At 51.1% G+C, this 22,594-nt stretch carries 18 protein-coding genes, 1 riboswitch and 1 other annotated feature; of the genes, 2 read left to right on the top strand and 16 right to left on the bottom strand.

Annotated features, from left to right (window positions below):
• Positions 1-7 precede the first annotated feature (7 nt).
• From C508_RS0104310 to C508_RS0104260, 11 genes are all read right to left on the bottom strand, one after another.
• Complete coding sequence (locus C508_RS0104310) at positions 8-2,443, bottom strand: Lon protease family protein (RefSeq protein ID WP_018702319.1); 2,436 nt, start codon at positions 2,441-2,443, stop codon at positions 8-10.
• Positions 2,444-2,569: 126 nt separating this feature from the next.
• Complete coding sequence (gene aroF, locus C508_RS0104305; RefSeq protein ID WP_018702318.1) at positions 2,570-3,583, bottom strand: 3-deoxy-7-phosphoheptulonate synthase; 1,014 nt, start codon at positions 3,581-3,583, stop codon at positions 2,570-2,572.
• A gap of 131 nt (positions 3,584-3,714) precedes the next feature.
• Positions 3,715-3,922, bottom strand: a binding site (T-box leader).
• A gap of 239 nt (positions 3,923-4,161) precedes the next feature.
• Entirely contained in the window at positions 4,162-5,601 is a 1,440-nt protein-coding gene (gene gatB / locus C508_RS0104300; RefSeq protein WP_018702317.1) for an Asp-tRNA(Asn)/Glu-tRNA(Gln) amidotransferase subunit GatB, read from the bottom strand.
• Positions 5,601-7,070: an Asp-tRNA(Asn)/Glu-tRNA(Gln) amidotransferase subunit GatA gene (gatA, locus tag C508_RS0104295; RefSeq protein WP_018702316.1), complete on the bottom strand. Its 1,470-nt coding sequence runs from the start codon at positions 7,068-7,070 to the stop codon at positions 5,601-5,603. The genes gatB and gatA overlap by 1 nt, the downstream gene beginning before the upstream one ends.
• 15 nt (positions 7,071-7,085) lie before the next feature.
• Positions 7,086-7,376 carry an Asp-tRNA(Asn)/Glu-tRNA(Gln) amidotransferase subunit GatC gene (gene gatC, locus C508_RS0104290; RefSeq protein ID WP_018702315.1) on the bottom strand — a complete coding sequence of 97 codons (291 nt, stop codon included), beginning with the start codon at positions 7,374-7,376 and terminating at the stop codon, positions 7,086-7,088.
• A 61-nt stretch (positions 7,377-7,437) separates the two neighbouring features.
• A complete protein-coding gene (gene ligA / locus C508_RS0104285; protein ID WP_245553714.1) occupies positions 7,438-9,468 on the bottom strand; it encodes an NAD-dependent DNA ligase LigA in 2,031 nt (676 codons plus the stop codon).
• A gap of 11 nt (positions 9,469-9,479) precedes the next feature.
• The gene (pcrA, locus tag C508_RS0104280; protein WP_018702313.1) at positions 9,480-11,684 is read right to left on the bottom strand and encodes a DNA helicase PcrA; all 2,205 of its coding nucleotides are present in this window, start codon (positions 11,682-11,684) and stop codon (positions 9,480-9,482) included.
• Between the two features lie 15 nt (positions 11,685-11,699).
• Entirely contained in the window at positions 11,700-11,933 is a 234-nt protein-coding gene (locus tag C508_RS0104275; RefSeq protein WP_018702312.1) for a putative Se/S carrier protein, read from the bottom strand.
• Between the two features lie 100 nt (positions 11,934-12,033).
• Positions 12,034-12,246, bottom strand: coding sequence for a sulfurtransferase TusA family protein (locus C508_RS0104270; RefSeq protein WP_018702311.1), 213 nt, complete (start codon positions 12,244-12,246; stop codon positions 12,034-12,036).
• A gap of 15 nt (positions 12,247-12,261) precedes the next feature.
• On the bottom strand, positions 12,262-13,314 hold the full coding sequence (yedE, locus tag C508_RS0104265) for a YedE family putative selenium transporter (protein ID WP_018702310.1): 1,053 nt from the start codon (positions 13,312-13,314) through the stop codon (positions 12,262-12,264).
• 99 nt (positions 13,315-13,413) lie between these two features.
• Entirely contained in the window at positions 13,414-15,048 is a 1,635-nt protein-coding gene (locus C508_RS0104260) for a putative manganese-dependent inorganic diphosphatase (RefSeq protein WP_018702309.1), read from the bottom strand.
• Between the two features lie 161 nt (positions 15,049-15,209).
• On the opposite strand from C508_RS0104260, the gene C508_RS0104255 reads away from it, so the two are divergent.
• Positions 15,210-16,034, top strand: a complete 825-nt coding sequence (locus tag C508_RS0104255; protein ID WP_018702308.1) for a tRNA 2-thiocytidine biosynthesis TtcA family protein — start codon at positions 15,210-15,212, stop codon at positions 16,032-16,034.
• A gap of 145 nt (positions 16,035-16,179) precedes the next feature.
• Here C508_RS0104255 and C508_RS0104250 read toward each other — a convergent pair whose 3' ends face one another.
• The 3 genes from C508_RS0104250 to cobT form a co-directional block, all read right to left on the bottom strand.
• A complete protein-coding gene (locus tag C508_RS0104250; protein WP_018702307.1) occupies positions 16,180-17,106 on the bottom strand; it encodes a FliG C-terminal domain-containing protein in 927 nt (308 codons plus the stop codon).
• 137 nt (positions 17,107-17,243) lie between these two features.
• The gene (locus tag C508_RS17800; protein ID WP_018702306.1) at positions 17,244-18,335 is read right to left on the bottom strand and encodes a nicotinate-nucleotide--dimethylbenzimidazole phosphoribosyltransferase; all 1,092 of its coding nucleotides are present in this window, start codon (positions 18,333-18,335) and stop codon (positions 17,244-17,246) included.
• A complete protein-coding gene (cobT, locus tag C508_RS0104240; RefSeq protein ID WP_018702305.1) occupies positions 18,335-19,387 on the bottom strand; it encodes a nicotinate-nucleotide--dimethylbenzimidazole phosphoribosyltransferase in 1,053 nt (350 codons plus the stop codon). Before cobT ends, C508_RS17800 begins: the two co-directional genes overlap by 1 nt.
• 91 nt (positions 19,388-19,478) lie before the next feature.
• Positions 19,479-19,679, bottom strand: a riboswitch (cobalamin riboswitch).
• A 185-nt stretch (positions 19,680-19,864) separates the two neighbouring features.
• Between cobT and C508_RS0104235 the strand changes: the two genes are divergently transcribed.
• Positions 19,865-20,239, top strand: a complete 375-nt coding sequence (locus C508_RS0104235; RefSeq protein ID WP_018702304.1) for a P-II family nitrogen regulator — start codon at positions 19,865-19,867, stop codon at positions 20,237-20,239.
• A gap of 110 nt (positions 20,240-20,349) precedes the next feature.
• Here the strand turns inward: C508_RS0104235 and fucO are convergent, their stop codons facing one another.
• Both fucO and C508_RS20800 read right to left on the bottom strand, forming a co-directional pair.
• Positions 20,350-21,510 (bottom strand): lactaldehyde reductase, encoded by a 1,161-nt coding sequence (gene fucO, locus C508_RS0104230; protein WP_018702303.1) that lies wholly within the window; start codon positions 21,508-21,510, stop codon positions 20,350-20,352.
• Positions 21,511-21,522: 12 nt separating this feature from the next.
• Positions 21,523-22,560: a PocR ligand-binding domain-containing protein gene (locus tag C508_RS20800; RefSeq protein ID WP_018702302.1), complete on the bottom strand. Its 1,038-nt coding sequence runs from the start codon at positions 22,558-22,560 to the stop codon at positions 21,523-21,525.
• Between the last annotated feature and the right edge of the window lie 34 nt (positions 22,561-22,594).

The raw sequence follows: 22,594 nt of genomic DNA, 5'->3' as shown, positions 1-22,594 counted from the left end.
ACATTCCTCATTCTTCGCTTTTATCGCCGTTTTTCTTGCCTTCCTCATTTTTACCGAGGCTTAGCAGAATATCATTATACTCTTTGAGTTTGGCACTGACAAGAGCATGTACTGTGCCTTCCGGATAGGAGCCGTCTTCTTGCTCTTCGCCAGCAGGAACTCCTGTTAATAACTCAATTCCTTCGTCAATGGTCCGCACCGGATAAATATGGAATACGCCTTGCCGCACAGCCTCAACTACTTCGTCATCCAACGTCAGCTCATCCACATTTTGATGTGGAATCATAACGCCTTGATCTCCAGTGAGACCCTTGATCTTGCAGACGGCGAAGAATCCTTCAATTTTTTGCGTGACCCCGCCAATAGGCTGCACTTCCCCTTTTTGATTAACCGAACCGGTAATGGCAATGGACTGTTTAAGGGGCAGGCCGGAGAGGCTAGAGAGCAGCGCATACAACTCCGTACTGGAAGCGCTGTCACCGTCAACGCCGCTGTACTGCTGCTCAAAGGTGAGGCTGGCAGTCAAAGAAAGGGGCTGCTTTTGCGCATACTTAGCGCCTAAATAGCTGGAAAGAATGAGCACGCCTTTACTATGGCTGCTGCCGCTCATTTTGATTTCCCGTTCCACGTTGATAATGCCGCTGCGCCCTAAATAGGTGTTGGCGGTAATGCGCGAAGGCTTGCCGAACATATACTCACCGATGCCCAGCACCGCTAAGCCGTTCACCTGACCGACCACTTCGCCGCTGACATCAATAAGGAATTTGCCTTCTGCAAACATTTCCTTCAATTTTTCTTCATACTTATTGGCCCTATGACGCTTCTCGTCAATAGCCCGCCGGATATGCTCCACGCGCACCAGCTTGCTTTCATCCAGAGCCGCCCAAATATCCGCCTCGCACAACAATTCCACCAGCTCGTTAAAGCGGGTAGTCAGCTTTTTCTGGCTTCCTGCCAAGCGGCAGGAATACTCGACGACTTTCGATACCGCTTTGCGGTCAAAATGACGCAGTTTTTCTTTTTCCACCGTGGTTTTTACGAAATTCGCCAATTTGCGCAAATTCACCGCATCATTCGTCATTTCCACGTCAAAATCAGCATGTACTTTGAAAAGTTTTCGGAAATCCTCATCGTATGCGTACAAAAGCTGATAAATCTGAGCGCTGCCGATCAGCACAACCTTTACGCTAATCGGCACCGGACGAGGCTTCAGCGAAGACATCGCCAGCATGCCATATTGCTCACCCAAATTTTCAATCTGCAAACAGCCTGTTTTCAGCACGCGCTTTAAGGCTTCCCATGCACCAATGTTCATTAAAACGTCTTTGACGTTTAAAATCAGATAGCCGCCGTTAGCCCGATGCAAAGCGCCAGCCTTGATCATAGTAAAATCCGTACTAGCCACGCCCATACGGGCTTCATATTCCACACGGCCCACTAGATTGTAGAAAGTTGGATTGGTTTCCACCAATACCGGAGCGCCGTCCAAATCGTGATTATCCACCAGCACATTGACGGCATAGCGGTCTTTCACGCCGTCTTGCTGCGGCTTCTTAAAGAGCATCAACGGATTATTCTGCTCCTCTTCCGAAGCAGGCCGGAAATCATGAATATGCTTCACAACATCGTTTTTTACCGCTTCCAGATAGGTAGTAAGCTGATCATAGTCCTGATACTTTTCTTTCAGCGCTTCAATTAAATGGCCTGCCGCATACAAGCCGATTTTAGAATCCAGTTCTTTTACTTCTTCGCGAATGCTTTTCTCCAGATGCTGCATTTCCCGAACCACTTCCGTCGCCCGCTCGTGCATCATCAGCATTTTTTCTTCAATGGCTTCGCGCTCTTCTTTTTCGAGCTTCTGGTATTCTTCCGGCGTCAACGGTTTACCGTCAATCGTGGGTACGCCTACAAAGCCAGTTGTGCTCCATTGCGGCAAAATGCCATTCGCCTCTGCCATTTCATTAAAGCGTTCGACAATTTCCGCCCGTTTAACTTGATAGCTTTTTATTAGCGCCGCTTTAGCCCTCTCATATTCTTCGCCGCTGAACGCTTTAGGAATATCGGTTTTAAGATCATCCACCAATTCCCGCATATCCTGCTTAAAAATACGCCCCATGCCTGCAGGCAGCATCATCGCCAACGGCTGGCTGGAGGAATCAAAATTATTCACATAGCACCAGTCGACAGGCACGGCTTCTTGGGAAGCTACTTCCTGCACCGCCGACTTGGCGTACGTAATTTTACCAGTGCCAGTTAAGCCGGATAAAAACAGATTATACCCATGGCTTGAGGTAGCCAAGCCAAAACGCACGGCTCGAACGGCTCTCTCTTGACCAATCATGACTTCCAGAGGCGGTACATTCTCCGTGGTTTCAAAAGCAAACAGACAATCATCACAATGAAAACGCAATTTTTCCAGCGGCAATTCTTGGATCTGTGCCATGCTGCATAACCTCCTTCGATGTTCCGAACATTCTGTCTCGCCACTGTATTCGACTCAAAAAAATAGAAATCCTGCTCTATATGTAAAACAAAGGAGCCGCCGAGTTAAATCAGCAGCTCCTTACTATTAGATCGCGTTTTCTTCCAAGGCGGACAAGCGCTGCAGCTGCCCCATAAGGCGGTCAAAACGCTCCGGTTTCAAAGATTGCGCTCCGTCGCAGCGCGCCCTCTCCGGTTCGTTGTGGACCTCAATCATGAGGCCATCCGCTCCGACTGCCACCGCCGCCTTGGAGAGCGCTTCCACCATCCACCACATGCCTGCGGCGTGGCTAGGATCCACCACTACCGGCAGATGGCTCAGGTGCTTCACTGCCAGCACGGCGCTCAAATCCAACGTATTGCGCGTATAGGTTTCAAAAGTGCGAATACCTCGTTCGCAAAGAATGACTTGTTCATTGCCGCCAGCCATAATGTACTCTGCAGCCATCAGCCATTCTTCAATCGTCGCGGACAAGCCGCGTTTGAGCAGTACCGGCTTATTTACTTCCCCGACGGCTTTTAGCAGTTCATAGTTTTGCATATTCCGCGTACCGATTTGAATCACATCAACATCATCGACAAAACGCTCTAATTGGTCCGTAGAAACCAGTTCGCTCACAATGGGCAAGCCAGTTGCTTTTCGCGCGAGTTTCAGCAATTCCAAACCTTCTTCCTGCATGCCTTGGAAGCTGTACGGTGACGATCTGGGCTTATACGCACCGCCTCTCAGGAACGTCGCACCGGAAGCTTGCACCTGTTTCGCGATGCCGACGATCTGTTCTTCGCTTTCCACTGAGCAAGGTCCGGCAATCACAGCCAGCCCGCCGCCCCCAATCCGGCTGTTGCCTACCTGAATAGCCGTATCCAAAGGATGGAAGAGGCGGTTTGCTTTTTTGTAAGGATCTTGCACCGCCAATACCTTTTCAACGCAACGGAAGGACATAACCTGCTCCCGGTCTACTTTATGGGTTTCGCCAACAAGTCCCAAAATATCTTGAAACGCGCCTTTTGTCGGCCACACTTCGCAACCTGCTTCCTGCAGTACCTCGCGCAGCACCGCCACCTCTTCTTCTTTAGCCCCTGGAGTCAATACAATAACCATCTTTGTTTCCTCCTTTTTAAAAGTCGATTGTCACTGCAAAACACAGGGACGAAAAAAGACGCTCCCAAAATTCAGGAGCGACTCGCGCGGTACCACCCTGTTTGGCTGCTGACAAACAAAAAAGGATGCTACTCCGGGACGAACTTGCGCTCGCGGTACCACCCTTATTGACAACAGCCCACTTGAATCCCTTAACGCGGGAACTCGGCCAAGCCTACTCGTTATTCTTTCAGCCCGCTGCTCCGGAATGAACTTCACTTTCCCGCTCCGTCGGATTCTCACCAACCATCCGCTCTCTGCACAGTTGAGAAAAGCTACTCTTTCCTTCTTCGCATTTCTATTTTTTAATTGTTTTTAGTATACATCGCGCCACAATCGAAGTCAAGTGTAAATTTAGAAATTACATTTTTATTTTTACGGCTGCATTATTTTTTTCATTTTGTTAACTAATAGTTAAGTACAAGTACAAAAGAACATGATTTATTCTACTCCTTCGGGCCCTCCATCTACTCACTCTACTCTTGTTCAATTTAAAAAAGCTGTGCGAGAGGTACTCCCGCACAGCTTAGCTTATAAACTTATTGTAGCTTCTGCTTTAGCATTTCGTTGACCATGCCGGGGTTAGCGCGGCCTTTCGACTGCTTCATAACCTGGCCTACCAAGAAGCCCAAAGCGTTTTGCTTACCGGCTTTGAAGTCAGCCACCGGTTGAGGATTAGCGGCAATCACCGCTTCCACAATGGCGTCTACTGCACCGGTATCGGAAATCTGCACCAGGCCTTTTTCTTTCACGATAGTTTCCGCGTCTTTGCCGCTTTCCCACATGAACTGAAAAACGTCCTTAGCAATTTTACCGGAAATAGTGCCCTTGTCCAGCAGTTGAATCAAGCCCGCCAACGCAGTCGGATTGACCGGAGCGGTTGCCACCGTGTATTCGGAGCTATTCAAATGCTTGGCGAATTCTCCCATCACCCAGTTTGCCGCTACTTTAGCATCGGCTTTCTCGGCTACAAGAGCATCGTAGTAGTCCGCCAGAGCCCGGCTGGAGGTAAGGATGGATGCGTCATAGGCCGGAAGACCATAGTCATCCATTAAGCGCTGCCGCCGTGCATCAGGCAACTCCGGCAAGGTAGCGCGAATGGCTTCAATCTTTTCCGGAGCAATGACGATTGGCACCAGATCCGGCTCGGGGAAGTACCGATAGTCATGAGCCTGTTCTTTGCTGCGCATGGAAAGAGTCATGCCCTTAGCGTCATCCCAAGTACGGGTTTCCTGAATGATACGTCCGCCATCTTCAATAACGTCAATATGGCGGGCCACTTCATACTCTAGGCCGCGTTGCACCGCCTTGAAAGAATTGAGGTTTTTAATTTCCGTCTTCGTGCCCAATTCCTTAGCTCCCACCGGACGAATGGAAATGTTGGCGTCGCAGCGCAGACTTCCCTCTTCCATTTTGCAGTCGGAAACATCCAAGTATTCCAAAATGGTTTTAATTTTTTCCAGATACGCTTTAGCTTCCGCAGGAGAAGAAATATCTGGTTCCGAAACGATTTCAATCAACGGCACGCCGGTACGATTGTAGTCGACAAGGGCGGAATCCGAGCTGGTAATGGTACTGCCAGAATGTACAAGTTTACCTGCGTCTTCTTCCATGTGAATCCGGGTAATGCCGATGCGTTTCGTCTCGCCTTCCACCTCAACATCCAGATGTCCCATCCCTACGATGGGCAAATCGTACTGCGAAGTTTGGAAGTTCTTCGGCAAATCCGGATAGTAGTAGTTTTTACGGTCAAACTTGCTAAAAGAGGCAATGCTGCAATTCAGGGCTAAGCCCGCTTTAATCGCGTATTCCACTACTTTTTCATTGATGACCGGCAGCACGCCAGGCAAGCCAAGGCACACCGGACAAACATTGGTATTTTGACCGCAGCCGAACTCGGTGCTGCAGCCGCAGAAAATCTTGGACTTGGTCTTAAGCTCCACATGGATTTCCAGACCAATAACTGTTTCGTATTTCATCACTTACCCTCCCCGAGCGGCGCCAGGCGCTTGTGATAATCATGGCTTTGTTCAAAGGTATAGGCCACACGCAGCAGTGTTTCTTCCGCCAGGGGCTTACCGATAAACTGCAAGCCCACAGGCATGCCCTGGGCGAAGCCGCAGGGAACGGAAATGCCGGGAACGCCAGCCAAGTTTACGGGGATGGTGCAGACATCCTGCAAGTACATCGAGAGAGGATCGCCGCTCTTTTCGCCAATCTTAAAGGCTGTGGTCGGCGCTGTGGGTGTTACCAGAACATCTACTTTTTCAAAAGCCTTGTCAAAGTCCTGCTTGACCAAAGTGCGGACTTTGAGGGCTTTCAGATAATAGGCGTCATAGTAACCGGAGCTTAGGGCATAGGTACCCAGCATGATGCGGCGTTTTACTTCCGCTCCGAAGGCCTCGCTACGGGTCTTCTTATACATGCTGACAATGTCGTTGCCCTCAGCGCTGCGATGACCAAAGCTGACGCCGTCATAGCGGGCCAAATTAGAGCTGGCTTCCGCCGGGGCAATCAGGTAATACGCAGTCAAAGCATATTCCGTATGCGGCATGGACACTTCTACGCAAGTAGCGCCCAACTCTTCCAGGCGGGCGATAGAGGCGCGAACCGCCTTCTCTACTTCCGGGTCCATCCCTTTTACAAAGTATTCTTTGGGAATGCCCACTTTCAAGCCGCGAATGTCTTCCACCAGCGCCTTGGTATAGTCAGGCGCTTCTTGGTTGATGGACGTTGAGTCCAAGGGATCGTGCCCGGCAATAGCGTTGAGTACCATTGCACAGTCCGTGACGTTGCGCGTCAACGGTCCAATCTGGTCCAAAGAGGAAGCAAATGCTACCAAGCCAAAACGAGACACTAGACCATAGGTAGGTTTCAAACCTACAATGCCGCAGTATGCCGCCGGTTGGCGAATGGAGCCGCCTGTATCCGAGCCAAGAGCCCAGATGGCTTCCCCTGCTGCCACAGCTGCGGCCGAGCCGCCGCTGGAACCGCCGGGAACTGCCGCCAAATCCCACGGGTTGTGAGTAGGAAAAAATGCGGAGTTTTCCGTAGAGCCGCCCATAGCGAATTCGTCCATATTGGCCTTACCCACCATGACAAAATCCTGCGCCGCCAACTTTTGCATCACCGTCGCATCATAGGGAGGTATAAAACGCTCCAGCATGCGCGACGAACAGGTCGTCCGCACGCCTTTGGTGCACATATTATCCTTGATAGCACTGGGAATGCCAGCCAAAGGAGACACGGCTCCCCCTTGAGCGATTTTCGCGTCAACCGCTTTCGCCTGAGCCAACGCCGCCTCATCAAGACGAGTCACATAGGCTTTCACATCGTTTTCTACCGCCCCTACGCGCTCTAGTACGGAACGCGTAATTTCCTCAGACGTCACTTCGCGCTGAGCTAGGCGGGTATGTAATTGGTGCAAGGATTGCTGCCACAAATGCATGCTCATCGCCCCTTTCTAACCTTCTACAATCTTGGGAACCTTAAAGTAGCCATCTTCGGCTTCGGGCGCATTAGAAAGCGCCAAATCATGATCCAACGAAGGGCGCACTTCATCTTTGCGCAACACGTTCTGCAAAGGAAGCACATGCGCCGTCGGCTTGACATCCGCTACATCCAAGTTTTCCATCATTTCTGCGTAATCCAGAATGGAATTGAGCTGCCCGGTAAAGGTCTCCAGTTCGCTTTCGGAAAACTCCAGACGCGACAAGAGAGCTACTTTTTCTACATCTTTTTTATCGATTTTCATTTCTACTCTCACCATCCTATTTGACAGTTTACCCTATATATTGGTTAATTATAGCACATTTTTATTCCGCCAACAGCGCCAAGAGCGCCGCTTCGTCCAAGACTTTAACGCCCAGAGTCTGCGCCTTTTCCAGCTTGCTTCCTGCAGCCTCGCCGGCCACGACATAACTGGTTTTTTTACTGACACTGCCGCTGACCTTGCCGCCTTGCGCCTCAATCAGCGTTCCTGCTTCCTGGCGGCTCAGCGACGGCAACGTGCCGGTAAGCACAAAGGTCAGACCTTGCAGCCGGTTAGCGCCTGCTTCTTGGGTCATTTCCTCCGTCATCACTACGCCGGCTTCTTGCAGCCGCGTCACCAGCAGCTTAACCGTATCCTTTTGCAAATACTCACGGATACTGGCAGCCATTTTAGCGCCCACTTCCGGCAGCGCCGTCAGCGTCGCTTCATCCGCTTGCTGCAGCGCTTCCATAGAACCAAACGCTCTAGCCAGCGTCCGCGCCGCTTTAACTCCTACATGACGCATGCCCAGCGCAAAGAGCAGTCTAGACAAACCCGCCTGTTTACTGGCTTCAATGGCGGCTAAGAGATTGGCGGCCGACTTTTCTCCCATACGTTCTAACGCCGCAACATCTTCTAGCCGCAGCAAGTAAAAATCAGCAGCGTCCTTTATTAAACCCGCCTTGAGCAAAGCTTGCACCACTGCCGGCCCCAGGCCGTCAATATTCATCGCGTCGCGAGAGGAAAAATGAATCAACCCTTCTCGTAAAAGGGCCGGACACGCCGGATTGACGCAGCGATGCGCCACTTCCCCTGCCATCCGCTCTACCGGTCCGCCGCATTCGGGACACTCTTTCGGTATTGAAAAGACGCGTTCTGAGCCTGTTCTTTTTTCCGTCAACACACCCAGCACTTCCGGGATAATTTCTCCTGCTTTATGAATACGTACAGTATCCCCTATACGGATGTCTTTTTCTCGCAAATAATCTTCATTATGCAGCGACGCCCTGCTAACGGTAGTTCCTGCCAAACGCACCGGCTCCAGCACGGCTGTAGGCGTCAAAACCCCCGTGCGACCCACGCCGATTTCAATATCGAGCAGTACCGTCAAGGCTTGCTCCGCCGGAAATTTATAAGCCATCGCCCACCGCGGGTCCTTCGCCGTACTCCCCAACTGCTGCTGCGCTGCCAGAGAATCCACCTTTACTACCAAGCCATCGGTTTCATAAGGCAGCTCATGGCGCAAGGTATCCCATTCTTCGCAGCGCGCCACCACTTCATCCATCGTAGCGCAAAGCCGATACAACGGATTCACCTTAAAGCCAGCTTCCTTCAAATAGTTCAAAAACTCCGAGTGCGCTTGCCAAGTTAACCCCTCGCAAGCTCCATGTCCGTATAAAAAAGCGTCCAGCTCCCGGTCAGCGGTCACTTGCGGATCCATCTGCCGCAAAGAACCAGCCGCCGCATTGCGCGGATTGGCAAAAGGAGGTTCGCCGTTTTCTTCCTTCTCCTCGTTCAGACGCTGAAACGATTTTCGAGGCATAAAGACTTCACCGCGCACTTCAAGCAGCTTTGGTACCACGCCGTTTACCGGCCGCAGCTTCAGCGGAATGGAACGAATAGTACGCACATTAGCGGTCACGTCTTCGCCCTCTACACCGTCCCCCCGAGTCGCCGCCCACCGTAGCATGCCGTCTTGATAGCAAAGATTAATCGCCAGACCATCAATCTTGGGTTCCACAACGTATTGAACATCCTGACGCTCCAAGGCTCCCGTCACGCGAGCATGGAAGGCCTGCAATTCGGAGGCGCTAAAGGCGTTGGCCAAGCTTTTCATCGGCTCTAAATGCCGCACCTTGCTAAAGCCGCTGGCTACCGCCGCTCCAATCCGCTGCGTAGGCGAATCTTCCGTTTTCCACTGCGGATAGGCTTCTTCCAGTTGCTGCAACCGCTGCAGCAGGCTGTCGAATTCCGCATCCTCCACCACCGGCGCGTCCAGCACGTAATAATGATAGCTGTATTCCTGAAGCCGCTGCCGCAGCTCTTCCATTTCCTGGCGCGCTGCGCCTTCCTGCGAGGCAGTCAATCCTGCCACTCCTTCCAATACTATGCTTTGCTGATCGGGGCGAATTTTACAGCCAAGGTCTTAATGCCTTGCCCCTCAAAAGCCACTTTCAATGTTTGATCCTCGCCGCTGCCGCTAACGCTGACAACGGTACCTACGCCCCATTTACCATGTTTCGCCTTATCCCCGGGCCGCCATACTTCATGCGTCGCTTCACTGTCGCGCGCCTGCGTATGCGGCGCCAATCCCAACGAACCTCCGCGATGCAAAGGCACCACCGGCCGAGGCGGTAACGCCGCTTTAGCCGCTGCAAAGCGAGCCCGCCCGCTTTGGTGATCCAGGCCGCTTTCCGGCATTTCCTGTAAAAACCGAGACGGAGGAAATTGCGTACTGCGCCCGTAGATATTGCGACTCATGGCATGGGACACATAGAGTTTTTTCTGCGCCCGCGTGATGCCCACATAGCAAATGCGCCGTTCTTCTTCCACTTCCGCTTCATTCATCAACGTCCGCGCATGCGGGAAAATGCCTTCTTCCAGCCCCGTCAAAAAGGCTACGGGGAATTCCAAGCCTTTCGCTGCATGAAGGGTCATCAGCGTAACCCGCCCGTCGCCCAATTCGGCGTCATCCACATCCGATACCAAGGCTACGCGAGTAAGGAAGTTTTCCAGGTTGTCTTCCATATCGCCAATCGCAAAATCCCGCGCCACCGTCAATAATTCCTGGAGATTTTCCAGCCGGTCTTCGCCTTTTTCGTCTTTCTGCAGTTCCGCCACATAGCCGGACTCTTCCATAACGGCTTTCACCAAGTCATAGGTGCATACCGTCGGCGTACGGCCCATCAAATCAAAAAGCAAGCCTGCCAACTCATCTAAATGTTTGCGCGCCCGAGGAGACACGCCGGTCTCCAGATCCGGATTGGAAATGACCTCGAAGAGCGTCATACCGGAACGGGTTGCATAATCAGTCAGTTTAGAGACCGTCGTATCGCCAATGCCGCGTTTAGGCACATTTAAAATGCGCAGCAAGTCCTGCGAACTGTTGGGGTTATAGAGCACTCGCAAATAGGCGATAATATCCTTGATTTCTTTACGGTCATAGAACTTTACATTTCCCACCATGACATACGGAATGGCATGTTTCATCAGGCCTTCTTCAAGAGCGCGGGACTGGGAATTGGTACGGTACAAAATCGCCATATCCCCATAGGGCAGGCTTTCATCTTTGCGATGCTTTTGAATGCTTTCCGCTACAAAGCGCGCCTCATCCCTCTCATCTACCGCCTCATAACAGGTGATAGGCTCACCGCCGGCGATATCCGTCCAGAGGTCTTTCGGCTTGCGGTTTGAATTGTTGGCAATAACGGCATTGGCCGCTTCTAAAATCACTTCGGTAGAACGGTAATTTTGCTCCAATTTGATGACCTTCGTCTCTGGATAATCCCGTTCGAAATCGAGAATGTTGCGTATATCCGCACCGCGCCAGCCATAGATGCTCTGGTCAGCGTCGCCTACTACGCATAGATTGCGATGATGCGCCGCCAAGTGTTTAGCCAGCAAATACTGCGCCCGGTTGGTATCCTGGTATTCGTCAATCAAGATATGAGAAAACCGCGTCTGATAGCGTTGTAGCACATCCGGCTTTGTTTCCAGAATGCGTACCGCCAAGAGCAGCAGATCATCAAAATCAAGAGCGTTATTTTGTACTAATTTCTTTTGGTACAGTTCATAAAGTTCCGCTTCCTGTTTAGCGCGGAAATTATCGGCATTTCGAGCATATTCCCCAGCATCTTGCAGGGCGTTCTTCGCATTAGAAATCAAACCTTGCATGCTTCTGGGAATATACTGCTTGTCGTCAAGATTAAGCTCTTTCAAGCATTCTTTAATCAACACCAGCGTATCGCCAGCGTCATAAATGACGAAATTTCGATTGTACATACCCAAGCTTTCAATTTCTAGCCGCAAAAAGCGCGCACAAAAAGCATGGAAGGTGCTGAGCCATAAATGACGCGACACATCTCCCACCATTTTATTAACCCGCTCTTTCATCTCCAGGGCGGCTTTGTTTGTAAAGGTAATAGCTAGGATGGAGGAAGGCGCCACGCCCTGCTCCAACAAGTAAGCAATCCGACAGGTCAAAACCCGCGTCTTGCCGGAACCGGCACCAGCCATAATCAGCAACGGCCCCTCTGTATGGCGCACCGCCTCCGCTTGTGCTGGATTAAGACCTTCTAACAGTTGGCTCATGACGTTTTGTCCTCCTCATTCTGCAATCGAAAACGCTTCCTTCAACAATGGCACTCCGGCTTGCTTTAAACGTTCCACCGCTTGGCGCGCCGCTTCTTCCGAGTCCAGGCGCAACGCCAAACCTTCACAAGAACCGCTTAGCTGTCGCGGTACGGCGATCAGTTTTCCAGACAAGCCTGCCTGGGTCAACAATTTTTCCGCCCGATACGCTTGATACACCGAAGGAAACGTGATTACCCAATATGGCATCGTGTCTCCTCTTTTCTCCTAAGAATCGGTCTGCCTTAACTTATATAGTATAGCAAAAAATGACGCTTAACGCCAGGATTCCAAGCTCTCCTTCGCCTTTTTAGCCATTTTTGCGCAGTGTCAGCGTCCATTCGCTCTCTCCGGCGGCACAAATCCACTTCCAACCTTGAGATGCAGCCAGCTTTCCAATATTTTCCCAAGCTGCCGGTTCGTCTACCAAGACTTCAATGTCCACTTCCCCGGCATCCATGGCTTCTTTCGTTTTCATTAACGGAATAGGACAGCTAAGACCTCTCATGTCCAGACTCTTCATCGCATAAATTCCCCCTTAGACCGCTTCTTTACAATGCAAATAGCCGATGGCCGCCGTGACAACGAGGCCAGCCACTACCGCAACTTGCCCGTTCCAAGCCAACCCGGCCGGACTTCCCGCCGTATTCAAACCATGCGCCACTGCCGCTCCCGCCAGCATGCCCAGCACGCAGGCAGCGGCGTCCAGATTTCCCTCGCCAGCCTGAATCAACTGCCGCAACGGACAGCCTCCCGCTAACGTAGCAGCCAAGCCAACCAGCATCAAGCCCAAGAAATTCCACAAATGCATGGTATGCGCCAACGGCTGCGCATCAAAACCAAGTTTAAAAAAGCCGAAAGCTATATTACCCGCCAAGGCGGCTAAAAATAACACTCCATAAATTTTTAGCAAGTACGTATCTTTCACCAAAATGAAATCTCGAATCCCGCCGGAAAGACACATTCTCGTTTTTTGCGCCGCCACCCCAGCCAGCAACCCAAAAACCAAGCTCATCACAATTGGGGCATGCATGGACCCTGGGCCGCTTTTGCTAAAGGCCAATACGCCAGCGCCGCCGACAAAAACAAGCACTGCTAACACGACAGCCGCCAAAGGAGTCGCATAGCCAGCCGGTTTCCAGGCACTGCTCTCGAGCGAATGAGAGCGGCCCAAATTATAGCCCCGTTTCAAAAACCAAATGCCTGCGCCAATGCCGCTGGCAAATCCGGCCAAGCCGGTTAAGCCGTTCAAATCGCCGCCGGCTAAACGCAGAATGCCCCGAAGGGGGCAGCCAAGAAACGCCAAGGCTCCGATCATCATGACCATGCCTAAGAAAAAGCGAATCAGCGGTTTCGAACCGCCGCGCACACGATGTTCGCCGCGAAAAGCCGCCATAACCGCAGCGCCTAAAATAATCCCCAGAATTTCAGGCCGTGCGTACTGCAGCGTCCCCGCCTTATGTAAGCCTAATGCACCGGCAATATCGCGCAAATGACAAGCTGCGCAAAAGCCGTAGTTCCCTGGATTCCCTTGCGACACCAGCAGTACCGCCCCTAATCCAAAAATCAATCCTGTCAGTAAAATCCACACTATATAACACAACTCCTACATTGATAGAGCGGACCAACGTCTACTCTACGTTGACGTTGGTCCGCCGCTAACTTGTTTTTACTACTTTACACGCTCAGCTTATACTTTGGCCGCTTCTGTCAGCGGAGGCACAATTTGCTTTTTCCGCGACATAACCCCTGGCAAATACACTACCTGATCTTCGCCTTTGCTGCCAAAAGCTCTCTCAATTAACTCCACCGGCTGCCCAACATAGGCCAAATGCGTTGCTTCAGTCAATATATCGGTAATCATCAAAAGCGCCATATCGTAGCCGCCCTTGGCCCGGGTCTGCTCCATACTGTGCAGCAGTTCCTGCCGTAGCGCCAATACCTCGCTCACATCCATCACCGACAGTTGCGCAATGGTCATGCGGTAATCGCCCATCCGAAATTCCTTCAAGTCAGTTTGCGTGATTTCCGGCGGTGTCATATCCTGCAGCCCGGAACCCGCTTTCAGCATCGCCATGCCGTACTCTTCCAAAGAAACTCCGGCAATGGCCGCCAGCTTTTCTGCAGCCGCTCGATCCACAGCAGTCGCCGTAGGCGACTTAAAGAGCACCGTATCGGAAATGATGGCGGACAAGAGCACGCCGGCAATATCCTTAGGAATGTCAATTTCCAAATTCCAATGCATATTGGCTACAATGGTTGACGTACAGCCTACCGGTTCCTGACGAATTAGAATAGGCTCGCTTGTCGTCAAACCGCCCAAACGATGATGATCGATGATTTCCAGAATCTTCGCCTCTTCAATACCTTCCACCGCTTGCGCTGTTTCGTTATGGTCCACCAAAATAACCCGCTCCGGCTCCGGCATAATCAGCTTATCCCGATCCACCAGGCCTACCAAACGGCCATTTTCTACTACCGGATAGTTCCGGTAGTTCGTCGCGGCAATGGGTCCTGTGATGTCATTAATCAAATCGGTAGGTTTAAAAGAAAGCACCTTGGCCTGCATGATCGCCCGTACAGGCGTACTCTGATTAATCAGCCGCGCCGAAGTATACGTGTCATAAGCCGTTTGCAGCACAAGTACGCCTTGCTGCTTGGCTTTTGCCAAAACTTCTTCATCCACCGCATAGTCTCCGGTAACCACCAAAGCGCCTACGTTCAGGTCCAAACAAGACAAGTGGGCTTCCCGGCGATCCGCCGTCAAAACAATATCTCCCGCCTTAATAACGCGAGATACCGCCGCCGACGTTCCCGAGGCAATCCGCACCCGCCCGGCCAAGGTACGATTCAGCAAATCATCGCCGCAAAGAACTTTAGCGTCCAGCACCCGCTGCACTGCAGCATAGTCTACGCCGCTTTCCGCCAAATCATCCGGCATCTGCAGCTCATTAAAATACAATTTTGCCAAATCGCTCACAGATAAAATACCGACCAGTTGATTATCCCCTACTACAACAGGCACCGATTTGACATTGCCGCATTGCATCAGCTTTCCTAATTCCCGCAGCGTCGTTTCCGGCGCCACCGAAAGATAATCGGTACACATAATATCTTTTACCCGCGGATTGAGATCCGGCAAGAGCAGCGGTTCCTCCAGGCGAAACTGTTCTAAGGCGTACTTCGTTTCGGCATTAATTTTGCCAGCCCGAGCCGCCACCACATTTTCCCCTAACGCTTGCTTTAAATGCGCATAGCCAATGGCAGCGCAAATCGAATCCGTATCCGGATTGCGATGTCCAATAGCATAAATCGGTTTCGCCATAATCGAATCAACACTCCTCGTTCTGGTTTACCTGCAAAAAATGCAATTAGTTTTATTATACCTTATTCCAGCCTTTTCCGTAACCCCGTACCTTGACGCCAGGCTGTATAATAAAGAAAAGCAAACAAGAGTAACGGAGTAACCGGAGGGTACGATAGCGAATGACGACGACAATTCACAACTTGCCGAAAGCCTACTTCAGCCGCCTGTTAAGGGGCGTCCTTGAATTCGATCTAATTGAGGAAGGGGACCGCATCCTTATTGGCCTTTCCGGCGGCAAAGACAGCTTGTTTTTGGCATTTGCCCTAGCAGCGCTGCAAAAAGTATCGGTTAAACCTTTTCAATTGGCGGCGTTGACTCTCGACGCCGGCTTTGCTCCAAACTTCCCGCAGGAAACATTAGCCTCTTTTTGCGCCAAACTGGATATTCCCTTTCATTTTATTCAGGCGGATATTGCCTCCATCATTGAAGAAAACCAAGGAAAAGATCCTTGCTTTACTTGCGCCTTTTTCCGTCGCGGCGCCATTAACCGCTTTGCCTCCGAACACGGCTTTCAAAAAGTCGCTTATGCCCACCATCACGATGACGCCGTAGAAACCTTGCTGATGAACCTGCTCCATTCCGGACAAATCGGCACCTTCCTACCGAAGACGATTTTGGAGCGCAGCGGCGTCACTGTGATTCGCCCCTTGCTTTTTTTCCGCGAAGCGGAACTGCGCGACGCTTGGACGCTGCACGGTCAAGAACCCATCCCCAACCCTTGCCCTTTTAACGGCAAAACGCAACGCCAAGCCACCAAGGAACTCATCGCTTCTCTGGCTTCACAAAACCCATCTATTTACGACCATTTGGCCGCCGCCATGCGCGAAGACTCCGTACACGAGCTCTGGCCCAAAGAAGCTACCCGCTCAGAATTAAAAGAAAAAAATCTGCTCTTTTGGAAAAAGCCATTGATAAAAACCAAACAAGAGAACCGGAGTAACTGAAGGTACGATGAGGGTTATGGTTTAAAAACCATTCCGCGTCTTTCGTGTATTTCGCGGTTCGTCTTCAACGTCACTACAATAAAAGCTGCGGACAACTTGTTTCCAAGTCGCCGCAGCTTTTTTATAGTTAAATTTCATACTTTGCTTATTCTTCTTCGTTCTTTTCTGCGTCGCGCCGAATTTCCCGGCACATGCGCCGCAGACCGTCTAAGCCTCTACTAGTGGTTGCTTCGGTTTCCGCTTCCACCAATTCCTGCAGCATATTCCAAGAGGCTTCGTCGAGCACCTCTTGCAGCAGCTTGGCTTCCGCGCCGCTGCTTAACCTCAACAAGATCGCCACATCCACCCATTGCAGGCGATCTCGTAAAAACGAAGCCAATTCTTCATCGCTTCTAGTTTTAAGCCAGCCGGAAGCTTCATTACGCAACTCCAAAAGCTGCCAGCCTTCCTCTTTGGTTAAAACATGAGCCGGACCTAAAATATCGCCTGATTCCATTAAGGACAACACAACTTGTGCAAATGCCACCTTGCGCTGGCGCACAGCCACTGATTCTTCCCGTTTTTCCGGCGGCGGCAGCGTATTCGCCACATCCGAGGCAGCCCGACGGGAAACATTGCGCAACAGCTTCGCGCACAATTCTTCGCTAGTCCCAAACAAAAGAGACGGATGCAGACCTTCACGCCGCAGTACCTCTTGGAGATCGCGATCCCGCATCCCCTGAAGTTCCTCAAAAAACAAAACATGCGAGCGCATGCGGCTGCGGATTCCCGGACGAAGTTCCTCTAAACGGTCCATGAGACGCAATGTTTCCGAGTCTCCCCGGCGCAGGGCCATCGCCATCAATACCGCCCCTAATTGCCGAACCGGTTGCCCAAATATGCGCAACGAGGAAAAATCTTGCCAACTCTCCCGGATCTCTTCCGGCAACATTTCCGGAGACAACTCGTCTAAGGCCAACAGCCACTTAGTTTGTACTTCCAACGTAAGCCGTCCCATCCACTTCGCCGCTTCCTCAGCGGAAAAACAAGTCATAGCCCACGCCATCGACATTTTTTCACATTGCGTTTCCATGGTTTCGCCTCCTTTAAAGGCATACTAAAATATTTACACTTATAACAGGTATAATAAAAATTCGCCGTCAACCTTAGACAATCCTGCCCGCATTTCTTCATTAAGCTAGTGCTGCGTTCCTATGTTTTTCAGTGTTTTTAGTCTCGTACTGCATGACTCTGCCGCTCAGCCCCCGGCCCGTCTTGGGCCACCGCCACAGCCGCTTCTCCAAAGGTTCTCATATCATTCAGCATATGCAAAGACGCCCGCAAAAGAGACATTCCCAGTACAGCGCCAATACCTTCGCTTTGCTGCAACTGCAATTGCAAGTAGCTTGGCAGCCCCAGCAAAAATAACATTTCCTGAAATCCAGGTTCCGCAGCAACATGTGGCGCAATCAGATAGTTCTTTACCAACGGCTGCATTTGCGCCGCCGCTAAGGCAGCCGCAGCCGTCTCAAGCCCGTCAAGAACCAACAACATGCCTCTAGCTGCTCCGCCTAAAATCGCCCCACATAAAACGGCCGTTTCCAAACCTCCAAAACGGCTTAATACGGCTTTTGCTTCTGTTTCGCCATTATACGAAGCAAAAGCTTTTTCCACCAAGACCAATTGCTTCGCGATCTTTTCGCTTACAGTCGCTTGCTTTCGCAGTGAAGCGGGAACTCCTCCGCCTAAAACAGCTAGCAAAATCAAGGCAGAAAGCATACCTCCTTTGGCAATACTGCCTAGACCTAAAATCCGCACGCCTTTGTCCGCCTCCGCTTGCGCCAGAGAAACCCCTAAACAAAGAGCTTCAACAACCATGTCTTGCTCCAGCGCCGGTCCTTGACGCCAATCGCAGGTCCCCAAAGCCAGGGATGCCTGCAGCACCTGCTCATGAATAATTTTTTCACGCAGCCCAGCATTCACCACGATCACTTCGGCAGAATTTTTCGCTGCAAAACTGCGCAGAGGACTGTTTAACCGGCAGGCGTCTGCTACACGCTGGGCCGTTGTCTTCTCCTCTTCAAACAGCGACTTCGCAATACCATGATCCGCCGCCACTACTAAAATTGACTGTTTCTGAGATAATGCCGGACGATGCTGTCCTGTTACACCCGCTAGCTTTAACGCTAAAAACTCCAAATGATGCAAGCTTCCTAACGGCTTAGTCAAATTGTCCAAGCGCGTTTGGCAGCGTTCTAGCGCCGCTGCATCCATCGGACCTACTGACGCAATAATTTGTTCGATCGTTTGTTCCTTTTTCATTACGCCAATCCCTCCTCTGCACTTGCGTAGGCGTCTTGCAGCATAGCCAAAACCATCTGCAGCATATCCACCACCAACGAGGCCCCTATCGCCTCTCCAAGGCGAATTCCCAAATCCACGCACGCCTCCAACTCTAGCTGACGCAAGGCAATACGATGAGCCGGTTCTCCAGACAAATGGGAAGCTAATAAATAAGAGGCGCTGTCAGCATGAATACCTTGCGCCACCAAGGCCGCCGCCGTGGTGTTCAACCCGTCAACAATTACCAGGCACTTGTGCGCCGCAGCCCCCAGTACCACTCCCGCCAACACGCCCAGTTCAAAGCCGCCAACCTTGCGTAAAACATCCAGCCCGTTAGTTCCCCAGGGTTGATTGACCGTTAGCGCTTGCCGGACATATTGGCGCTTGTCCGCCAAACGTTGATCAGAAATACCCGTGCCCCGCCCGGTGGTTTGCAGCGGGTCCTCGCCGGATATAGCCGCTACAATAGCAGCACTGCTGGTTGTATTGCCAATACCCATTTCCCCTAATGTAAAGCAGCGATATCCTTCTTGCACTTTTTCCTGCACAATCGAAATACCAATTTCCAATGCTTTTACAGCCTGCTCCTGCGTCATGGCCGGCCCCTGCGTAAAATCTTCCGTTCCATAGGCAATTTTTCGCTCCCAAAGCCCGGGATAAGACGGCAGCTCCACTGCTACGCCTGCATCAACAACTACCATATCCGCCCCGCAAAAATTAGCAAATGCATTGGCGCTGGCGCCCTTCGACGCCACATAGTTAATTGTCATCTGCGCCGTTGTTTCTATGGGATAAGCGCTGACAGAACGCCGGGCTACGCCATGATCCGCGCAAGCAATCACCATGCAAGCCTTTAGTTCCTGCGGCTTTGCGTTCCCAATAGCCGCTGCATAGGTCGCCGCCATCTCCGGCAGACGCCCCAGCATCCCCGCAGGATATACGCTCTGAGCCAAGCTTTTTTTGACAATTTCATACGCTGCCGCATCGGGCTTTTCAATTTTCTCTAGGGTTTCTTGCAACAAACTCATCATTTACTCCCTCTCTTTCCGGAAGACCCCTTACCTTAATAAAAAAAGCTTTTTAGGAAGCGGAAGCAATCCTAAAAAGCCTTTGTATCCAACAAGGTCTTCCTGATCTGAGGCAGGTCTCCTGGCTCCCGGTTCATCGATACATTGCCGCCTTCCCTGCAACTTTTCGGCGCAAGTGGCATCTGGCAAGCTCTCTCCGGTACAGTGGCGGGCCCGCGCGTACACGGCCTTTGCTTAAGCCGCTCCGACTTCCCTATTCTCCGCAATTAGCGGCACCTCAGTCATAGATTTATGAAATTGAGGTCAGTATACCAACACTTTTCTCATTCGTCAAGAACGGAATAGCTTGCTTTATCACCGCAGTGCCGCTATAATTATAAACATAGTTTGAATATGTTTCGGAACAATGGTCGTTCCTCTGACAATCGTTTTGATTGGCAGTGGAGCGATTTTTTTGTTCCCCAAAAAGGAGGAATACACATGGAACCTATTACTAAGGTGGAAATCATCACCCGTCCCGCCAAGTTGGACGAACTCAAAGAAGCCATGAATAAAATCGGCGTTACCGGCATGACCGTCAGTCAAATCTTCGGCAGCGGTCTAACGAAAGGCCATGTAGAAGTATACCGCGGTTCCGAGTATTCCGTAAACTTGCTGCCAAAAATCAAAGTGGAAATTGTTGTTTGCGAAGTACCGGTAGAAACGGTAGTCAAAACCGCTAAAGAAATCTTGAAAACAGGCAAACTCGGAGATGGCAAAATCTTTATCCAACCGTTGGCCAATGCCGTGCGCATCCGTACTGGCGACGAAGGGCCAGCCGCTATCAAAGCTCCAAAAGATACCAAAAGCGCTTAAAATAAAGAAGAAGAGCCGGCAGAAACCTGCCGACTCTTCTTCTTTGCATGTCGAATGGGTCCTATCGTGACGCGCCGTCCCCGTGAGGCGTCGCGGCGGCCCCCAACGGCCTAAGAATACGCCTTCTGATACAAAGCAAGAATTTCTTTTTCATTCGTCTCGCGAGGATTGCCAGGCGTACAAACATCGGCAAAGGCAGCGGCGGCCAGTTTAGGCAGATCCTTTTCCTGTACGCCGATATCTTGCAGTTTTTGAGGAATCCGAATCTTCTTAGACAGTTTTACTACCGCATCTACAGCCGCTTTGCGATACGCATCCTGCTCCATTGCATCCACACCCTGAACACCCATAGCGCGAGCAATTTCTCTGTATTTTTCTCCAGATGCCGGAGCGTTGTACTCCATAACATAAGGAAGCAGCAAGGCATTAGCAACGCCATGAGGCGTATCATAGAGCGCTCCCAGCGGATGCGCCATGGAATGCACGATGCCTAAACCGACATTAGAGAAACCCATACCAGCCACATATTGCGCCAAGGCCATGCCGCTTCTGGCTTCCACATTAGCAGGCTGTTCTACAGCCGTAGACAAGTGCTTAGCAATCAGGCTAATGGACTGCAACGCAAACATATCGCTCATATCCCAAGCGCCCTGGGTAATATACCCTTCAATCGCATGAGTTAGCGCATCCATACCAGTGGCCGCCGTCAGTCCTTTAGGCATAGAAGTCATCAGCTGCGGGTCTACGACCGCCATAACGGGAATGTCGTTAGGATCCACGCAAACCATTTTCTTGACGTTTTTTTCATCGGTAATAACGTAGTTAATCGTAACTTCCGCCGCGGTTCCCGCCGTTGTCGGCACCGCAATGACCGGCACGCTTTTGGCTTTAGTCGCTGCGCAGCCTTCTAGCGAGCATACGTCGGCAAATTCAGGATTGTTCACCACAATGCCAATCCCCTTGGCTGTATCAATCGGTGAACCGCCGCCGATGGCCACAATACAATCAGCGCCGGACGCTTTAAAAGCAGCCACGCCGCCATTGACATTAGCCACTGTCGGATTTTGTTTTACTTCATCATAGAGAGAGAAAGGAACTGACGCTTTTTCCAAAACCGCTGTAACCTGAGCAGCTACGCCGGCAGCTACCAAATCCTTATCGGTCACTACAAAAGCTTTGGAAAAACCGCGCCGCGTCATTTCTTCCGGAATCACTTCAATAGCGCCTGCGCCAAAATAGGATGTTTCATTGAGAACCATACGTTTAACCATATTGCGCACCCCCTACAATTGTAGTTTCATCTCGTCGGCGGCAGCTTGTACGTTGCGCGCCATGCCATCCAGATCCTGAATCGCATCGGAAATAGTCCGCATAAACTCTTGATGACGTTCGACAATCGCTCCGGTGTTGGAAATTTCTTTTTCGATTTCCTGCATACCTTTTTGTATGTTCTGCAGAATCCCTTCTATTTTTTGCGCTGAATCCACGCTGACTCCAGCCAGATTCCGCACCTCCTGCGCCACTACGGCAAAGCCGCGGCCCATTTCGCCAGCCCGCGCCGCCTCAATGGCGGCATTCAAGCCTAATAGTTTTGTTTGATCGGCCACATTCCGTATAAAGCGCAAGATTTCATCCGTGTCTTTCACTTTCTGCTTCGTTTCCGAAGTAGAGCCCAACAGCAGCTGTGAGTTTTCCACAAGCGAGGAGACATGCTTCGTTACATCCTCTACCCGCCCGGAAACGTCGGCAATACGATTTCCCATGCTTCCGGAAACGTCTAAAAAGTATTCCGTACTTTTCATTACCTTCAACCGCTGGTACCCCATGCGAGACAGCGCATTGGCCACAATGTAGAGCAAATCTGCCGCCGCTCGTATGCTTTCTTCCGGCACAATTCGGATTTTCCGCAAAGCCCCTAGGTATTCTTCCGGTTCAATGCCCAGTTCCACCGCAATCCGGCGAAATTTTTCCTCATCCGGCGGCTGCGGCAGCACCTGACCTCCCAGCATGGAACCAAGTTGTTTTCCTTCTACAACAATGGGAGCGGCAAAATCCATCAAACCTCCATGGCAGTAGTAAATCGCCGGTTTTCCCGTACGGGCTGCTTCTTGGCCGCCTTTGATATCGCATTCATTGCAGCGTTTAGCCCCTTCGGTGGTATTTCTGGTTTTTTTCATGCAAAAATCAGTAAAATTGCTCGGCTTCGTCACCGGGCCTTCATGGTCTACAGTAATACTGGCCATCCCCATAGCCAACGCAAAACGGTCCTGTATCTGCTGCAGCAAATCCAGATCGATAACATCACGTAACGTATGTTCCATCTCGTCCGTCCCTTCCACTCCTTGGCAGGTATGT

The sequence above is a fragment of the Anaeromusa acidaminophila DSM 3853 genome (assembly GCF_000374545.1).
Lineage (GTDB): Bacteria > Bacillota > Negativicutes > Anaeromusales > Anaeromusaceae > Anaeromusa > Anaeromusa acidaminophila.
Note: the sequence above shows the minus strand (reverse complement) of the source record. Positions and strands in the feature narration are given on the sequence as shown.

Excerpts from the sequence above, each read along its gene's own strand:
- C508_RS0104310 (WP_018702319.1), bottom strand. The coding sequence starts at position 2,443 with ATGGCACAGATCCAAGAATTGCCGCTGGAAAAATTGCGTTTTCATTGT.
- aroF (WP_018702318.1), bottom strand. The coding sequence starts at position 3,583 with ATGGTTATTGTATTGACTCCAGGGGCTAAAGAAGAAGAGGTGGCGGTG.
- gatB (WP_018702317.1), bottom strand. The coding sequence starts at position 5,601 with ATGAAATACGAAACAGTTATTGGTCTGGAAATCCATGTGGAGCTTAAG.
- gatA (WP_018702316.1), bottom strand. The coding sequence starts at position 7,070 with ATGCATTTGTGGCAGCAATCCTTGCACCAATTACATACCCGCCTAGCT.
- gatC (WP_018702315.1), bottom strand. The coding sequence starts at position 7,376 with ATGAAAATCGATAAAAAAGATGTAGAAAAAGTAGCTCTCTTGTCGCGT.
- pcrA (WP_018702313.1), bottom strand. The coding sequence starts at position 11,684 with ATGAGCCAACTGTTAGAAGGTCTTAATCCAGCACAAGCGGAGGCGGTG.
- C508_RS0104275 (WP_018702312.1), bottom strand. The coding sequence starts at position 11,933 with ATGCCATATTGGGTAATCACGTTTCCTTCGGTGTATCAAGCGTATCGG.
- C508_RS0104270 (WP_018702311.1), bottom strand. The coding sequence starts at position 12,246 with ATGAAGAGTCTGGACATGAGAGGTCTTAGCTGTCCTATTCCGTTAATG.
- C508_RS0104260 (WP_018702309.1), bottom strand. The coding sequence starts at position 15,048 with ATGGCGAAACCGATTTATGCTATTGGACATCGCAATCCGGATACGGAT.
- C508_RS0104255 (WP_018702308.1), top strand. The coding sequence starts at position 15,210 with ATGACGACGACAATTCACAACTTGCCGAAAGCCTACTTCAGCCGCCTG.
- C508_RS0104250 (WP_018702307.1), bottom strand. The coding sequence starts at position 17,106 with ATGGAAACGCAATGTGAAAAAATGTCGATGGCGTGGGCTATGACTTGT.
- C508_RS17800 (WP_018702306.1), bottom strand. The coding sequence starts at position 18,335 with ATGAAAAAGGAACAAACGATCGAACAAATTATTGCGTCAGTAGGTCCG.
- cobT (WP_018702305.1), bottom strand. The coding sequence starts at position 19,387 with ATGATGAGTTTGTTGCAAGAAACCCTAGAGAAAATTGAAAAGCCCGAT.
- C508_RS0104235 (WP_018702304.1), top strand. The coding sequence starts at position 19,865 with ATGGAACCTATTACTAAGGTGGAAATCATCACCCGTCCCGCCAAGTTG.
- fucO (WP_018702303.1), bottom strand. The coding sequence starts at position 21,510 with ATGGTTAAACGTATGGTTCTCAATGAAACATCCTATTTTGGCGCAGGC.
- C508_RS20800 (WP_018702302.1), bottom strand. The coding sequence starts at position 22,560 with ATGGAACATACGTTACGTGATGTTATCGATCTGGATTTGCTGCAGCAG.